Annotated in this window: 5 protein-coding genes; 2 read left to right on the top strand and 3 right to left on the bottom strand. The window is 54.0% G+C overall.

Annotated features, from left to right (window positions below):
• Positions 1-147 precede the first annotated feature (147 nt).
• Together AC222A_RS18535 and AC222A_RS18530 are read left to right on the top strand one after the other, a co-directional pair.
• Positions 148-1,140: an efflux RND transporter periplasmic adaptor subunit gene (locus AC222A_RS18535; protein ID WP_372758280.1), complete on the top strand. Its 993-nt coding sequence runs from the start codon at positions 148-150 to the stop codon at positions 1,138-1,140.
• An 11-nt stretch (positions 1,141-1,151) separates the two neighbouring features.
• Complete coding sequence (locus tag AC222A_RS18530) at positions 1,152-4,253, top strand: efflux RND transporter permease subunit (protein WP_486775419.1); 3,102 nt, start codon at positions 1,152-1,154, stop codon at positions 4,251-4,253.
• A 64-nt stretch (positions 4,254-4,317) separates the two neighbouring features.
• Here the strand turns inward: AC222A_RS18530 and AC222A_RS18525 are convergent, their stop codons facing one another.
• The 3 genes from AC222A_RS18525 to AC222A_RS18515 all read right to left on the bottom strand — a co-directional run.
• Positions 4,318-4,686: a DUF3703 domain-containing protein gene (locus AC222A_RS18525; protein ID WP_372750379.1), complete on the bottom strand. Its 369-nt coding sequence runs from the start codon at positions 4,684-4,686 to the stop codon at positions 4,318-4,320.
• A gap of 30 nt (positions 4,687-4,716) precedes the next feature.
• On the bottom strand, positions 4,717-5,550 hold the full coding sequence (locus AC222A_RS18520; protein ID WP_372750378.1) for a cation efflux transmembrane domain-containing protein: 834 nt from the start codon (positions 5,548-5,550) through the stop codon (positions 4,717-4,719).
• 67 nt (positions 5,551-5,617) lie between these two features.
• Positions 5,618-5,842, bottom strand: a 225-nt coding sequence (locus tag AC222A_RS18515; RefSeq protein WP_486775418.1) for a sterol desaturase family protein, incomplete at its 5' end; no start/stop codon positions are given.

The following is a 5,842-nucleotide window of genomic DNA, read 5'->3' as shown; positions in this document are numbered from 1 at the left end:
GGCGCTATCGCTATACCGACTGGTTAGCTGTTCAGAAGGAACTACTGGATGCACAGCGGCGGCTGATCAGCGAGGCAACCAGCGCCCTCCACCATCAGGCCTTGATCGAGCAGCTCACAGCGACTCCGCTCAGCGAGGAGAACCGCCATGACCAATGAATTCGGAAGACACATCATGAAAATCACGACGACATTACGGTACTTTTTGCTTGCTACCTTTCTTACCTTACCCGCACAACAAGTCCTTGCTGGTGGGGATCATGACAATCATGGCGCTTCAGCCCATTCGGAGTCCGTGAATCACGAAGATGCTGAGCATGAACACGATGAGGGAGCGCCATCGACCACCATTTCGGAAGCCATGGCTAGCCGCAATGGTATTCGCACTGGCATCGCTGGCCCTGGCACCATAGAGCGTCATCTCAAGGTCTACGGTCGCCTCGAATTGCCACCGGATCAACGCATTGAAGTCCGAGCCCGCTTTGCTGGCCTAGTGAAATCCGTCAGCGCTCGTGTTGGCCAGCAGGTCGGCAAGGGTGAGGTACTGGCCATCATTGAATCCAACGACAGTTTGAAAGATTACGCGATCCGCGCACCTATCGCGGGTGTCATCCAGTCTCGCCAAACCAGTGTCGGTGAAATAAGCAGCAACACGCCTCTGTTTACCGTGGTGGATACCCGGAAACTTTGGGCGACTCTTCAGGTGTTTTCCGCCCAGCGTTTTGAAGTTAAGCCGGGGCTACCAGTACACGTTGTTCACAATAACCACCGTCACGACAGTACCGTAGATTCCCTTGCCCCTGCAGATCAGGGCGAACCTTACGTTCTGGCGCGCGTACTGCTCGATAACCCCAACGGCGATATGGCGCCCGGCGATCTGGTGACTGGCGAAATTGATGCAGAAATCGTCAGCGCTGCGTTGGTTGTGGAAAACCAGGCCCTCCAGAAACTCGAAGGCAAGACAGTTGTTTTCGTTCAGGAGGGTGATCAATTCCACGCACAGGTTGTAAAAACCGGTCGCACTGATGGCCGCCATACTGAGGTGTTGGTAGGGCTGGATGCGGGTGTGCACTACGTCGTCGAAAACAGCTATCTGATTAAGGCCGATATCGAAAAATCCGGCGCCGCTCACGAACACTGAAGGAGAGAAACATGATTGATTCAATAGTTCGTCTCTCCATCGAGAGGCGCTTTCTGATGCTGAGTCTCATACTGGTTCTGACCGGGATGGGCATCTGGAGTTATCAGCGGCTTCCCATTGATGCTGTACCGGACATTACCAATGTGCAGGTACAGATTAATACCGAAGCGCCGGGTTACTCACCCCTAGAGGCCGAACAGCGTATCACTTTTCCGGTTGAAACGGCGCTCTATGGTTTACCGCAACTCGATTACACCCGCTCGCTGTCCCGCTATGGTCTGTCGCAGGTCACCGTGGTGTTTGAGGAAGGCACGGATATCTACCACGCTCGCAATCTGATTGACGAGCGACTGGCGGCAATCAAAAGCGCCTTACCCTCGGGCCTTGAACCTCGAATGGGGCCAATTGCTACCGGCCTGGGCGAAATATTCAGTTACACCGTACAGGCGGACGAAGACAGCCTACAGCCCAATGGCGAACCGTGGGATGCAACCGCACTACGGGAAATTCAGGACTGGATTATTAAGCCGCAGATGGCTCAGGTTCGCGGTGTGGTGGAGATCAACACCATTGGCGGTTTCGACAAGCAATATCACGTAACACCGAATCCGATGAAGTTGCTGGAGCACGGCATAACTTTGCAGGATATCGCTCGTGCATTACAGGCCAACAATAATAACCGTGGTGCCGGGTACATTGAGCGCAATGGCGAGCAGATACTGGTGCGTTCGCCGGGGCAGCTTCAGACCATTATCGACATAGAACACGTAGTTGTCGGTCGCCACGGTTCAGCTCCCATCATGGTCAAAGACGTGGCTGAGGTTGCCATTGGCAAGGAGCTGCGTACCGGCGCAGCCACCCGCGATGGTAAAGAAACAGTGTTGGGCACTGCCATGATGTTGACCGGTGCAAACTCGCGCACGGTGGCCAAAGATCTTGCGGCCAAACTGGAAAGTGTCAAAGCCTCTTTGCCGGACGGTATCAAGGTAGAAACTGTTTACGACCGCACGACACTGGTGGATAAAACCATCGTCACAGTGCAGAAAAATCTACTGGAAGGCGCGTTGCTGGTTATCGTGGTGCTGTTTCTACTGCTCGGCAATATTCGTGCAGCCTTGATTACCGCTGCGGTCATACCGCTTGCCATGATGGCGACCATCACTGGAATGGTACGCACCGGCGTTTCAGCCAATCTGATGAGCTTGGGCGCGCTGGATTTCGGCCTGATTGTCGACGGTGCGGTGATCATCGTTGAGAACTGTATTCGGCGATTGAGTCATACTGGTCAGAATCTGGCATTACGCGAGCGCCTGGAGGTGGTGTATGACGCGACGTGTGAGGTAATCCGCCCTAGCTTGTTCGGTGTGGCCATCATCACCGTCGTTTACATCCCAATCTTTACCCTCAGCGGGGTGGAAGGAAAAATGTTCCACCCAATGGCCGCCACTGTGGTGATGGCCTTGCTGGCAGCTATGATCATCTCGCTCACGCTGGTTCCCGCAGCGGTTGCGGTGTTTATGAAGGGCCCAATCCAGGAGCAAGAAAGCCGGATCATCCGCTCGGGCAAAAACCTGTATCGCCCTCTGCTGGAAAAGGCGCTCGCACTGCCCGGCCTGGTGGTCGCGAGCGCAACGCTGTTGGTGGCATTTTGCCTGTGGCTGGCAACCTCACTGGGCTCAGAGTTTGTACCCCAGCTCGACGAGGGCGACATCGCCTTACATGCCTTGCGGATACCCGGCACCGGGCTTGAGCAATCCATCAAGTTGCAGGAAATACTCGAAGAGCGCCTGAAAGCCTTCCCGGAAGTCGATAAGGTATTCGCTAAAATCGGTACACCAGAAGTAGCCACCGACCCCATGCCACCCAATGTGGCCGACAACTTTGTGATGCTGAAACCTCGCGACCAATGGCCTGATCCAAACCGTTCCAAGGCAGAGTTGGTGAATGCCATGGAAGAAGCACTCGAAGCCTTGCCCGGCAACAACTACGAGTTTACCCAGCCCATTCAAATGCGGTTTAACGAGTTGATTTCCGGTGTGCGGGCGGATCTGGGCATCAAGGTATTTGGTGATGACCTCGATCAGCTCGAACAAACCGCAGAAGACATTTTGGCGGTGGTTCAGCAAGTCGAGGGCGCCGCTGACGCGCGCGTGGAACAGGTCAGCGGTTTACCCATGTTGTCGATTATTCCCAAGCGAATAGCACTGGCCCGCTACGGTTTGACAGTTGATGATCTGCAATCCCTGATTGCGGCGGGAATTGGCGGTGAAGACGTTGGACTGATTTACGAAGGGGATCGTCGCTTTACTCTTGCCTTGCGGTTACCGGAAGCGATACGGCGCGACATCGACAGCCTAGGGTTTTTGCCAGTTCCCGTGCCCAACGGCAACTACGTACCGCTGGCGGAGGTTGCCGAGCTACAGCTCAAACAGGCGCCGGCTCAAATCAGCCGGGAAAACGGCAAGCGCCGCGTGGTGGTCACCGCCAACGTGCGAGACCGGGATCTGGGCAGCTTCGTGGATGAGGTCGAGCGTCAGATTGCCGAAAAGGTGGATTTGCCCGCAGGCTACTGGTTGGATTACGGCGGTACCTTTGAGCAACTGCAGTCTGCCAGCCAACGGCTGGCATTAGTCGTGCCGGTCACACTGGCCATTATAATCGGGCTACTGGTGATGGCTTTCGGTTCATTAAAGGACTCGCTGATCATTTTTACCGGTGTGCCCTTGGCCCTGACCGGCGGCGTATTGGCCTTGTGGCTACGCGATCTTCCGCTATCAATTTCGGCAGGCGTTGGTTTTATTGCGCTTTCAGGCGTTGCTGTCTTGAACGGGCTGGTGATGTTGGCCTTTATTCGCGACCTTTGGCACGAGACCGGAAATTTGCGTGAGGCAATTGTTGAAGGCGCACTAATTCGGCTGCGCCCGGTATTGATGACCGCCATGGTTGCCAGTCTGGGGTTTGTGCCAATGGCCTTGAATACGGGTACCGGGGCTGAGGTTCAACGCCCGCTGGCCACGGTGGTGATCGGCGGAATTATCTCGTCGACCTTGTTGACGTTATTTGTATTGCCGGTGCTTTATCGCTGGGTGCACCGGAGAGATCAAACCGACTAGCGCTATCGAAAATGACTGGCAGTAAAACTGCTGCCAGTCATTCCGAGTTCCAGCAAAAACAGGATCAAGCCCCTTCTGCTTTGACCTTGGCAATAATCGCTTCCAGTTCTGGCTTAATCGGCAAGGACTTAACCGGGCTGATATTACTGCCGCCGGTATTGCCAATGGGCACGCCTTTTATTGCCGTTAGCGCTGCTGCACCGATGATGCGAATAATTTGACCGACGATTTCCTTACTGTCTCCCTGCCGCACCCCCCAAAGAAACATTAACCAATGTACCTTGACATGCCAGCCTGTGGATTCTTGACCCAGTACATGGGCATTTTCCAGGTGCTGAAAGGCTTTGGCCGCGTCGCCATGGGACTCAGCCTCCCTGGCACGTTCCAGCTCCGCTTCCACATAAGGCGCTATCGCTTTTGAAAAACGTTGCATTCGCTCTTCTCCCTTCGAATTGCGAGCTCTCTACCTAGCCTTGAGTGACAGTATGCGACGGGAACCATTCAATACAACCGCCGTAATAATCAAACCAATCACCAGATCGGGATACGGAGAGTTTGTCAGTATTACCAGTATGCCAGCCACGATGACGCCCGCATTGGCGATAACGTCATTGGACGAACAAATCCAGGTTGCGGTCATATGTACCCCGCTATCTTTTTTGCTGGCCAGTAGATACAGGCAAAGAATATTGGCCGCCAATGCCATCAGCCCAATACCAATCATGAAGAGGGATTGCGGTTCGCTGCCATAGGCAAAGCGACGTAGCACTTCGATCAGGACACCAACGCCCAGAACCAGTTGGAGCCAGCCAGTAGCGCGCGCTGCCGTCAGCTTGAGTGACGCGCTTCGCCCCACCGCATACAAGGCTACGCCGTATACACTGGCGTCAGCGAGCATGTCCAAAGAATCCGCGATCAAGCCCGCCGATTGGGCCCAGATGCCAGCGACAATTTCTACGCCAAACATAACGAAGTTTATTGCGAGAAGCGCCCGTAGGGTCTTGGCTTCATCTGCGTCACGGGCTTGTTGAGTACTGGCTAAAACATCAGCATCTCCATGGTAATCCGTCAGCGCTATCTGCTCTGAATCCAGCTTCAGCCTTTGTAACGCCGCATCAACATCACCAAGCTTGGCAGTATGAACAACATCGACCTGGCGAAGCTGCATATCAAATTCCAGCGAAATGATACCGGGCTTGTCTTCAAGAGCACTTTTGACCAATTGCTTTTCGGCTGCGCAGTCCATTTTGCGCACGGCGAACGTCTGGCGGACGGGGATGAGTTGGGCATTAGTCATTCTTCAGATTCCTGTGTCTGCTAAAAAGCTTCACGATAAAACTTAGACCTTACTACAGGGTCAAACGTTACTCCGAGCTGAAAGGCCATTTAATTTGCTGAAGATATCGCAGCGGCATAGTTTCTTTCATTCCAACCTGGCCCGGTTGAAGTTGCCCAGGTTCGTACCGATAGGTTCTGAACAGTTGATCCCAGATAGCCCAAAACTCACCGAAATTCACTTGTGCATCTTCATACTCCCGTTTGTGATGCCAGCGGTGAATCTCGGCAACACCCAGCAGATTTCGAAAAAT

The organism is Litorivivens sp., assembly GCF_057445395.1.
The sequence above is the reverse complement of the archived record's forward strand: the minus strand, read 5'-3'. Positions and strand labels throughout refer to the sequence as shown.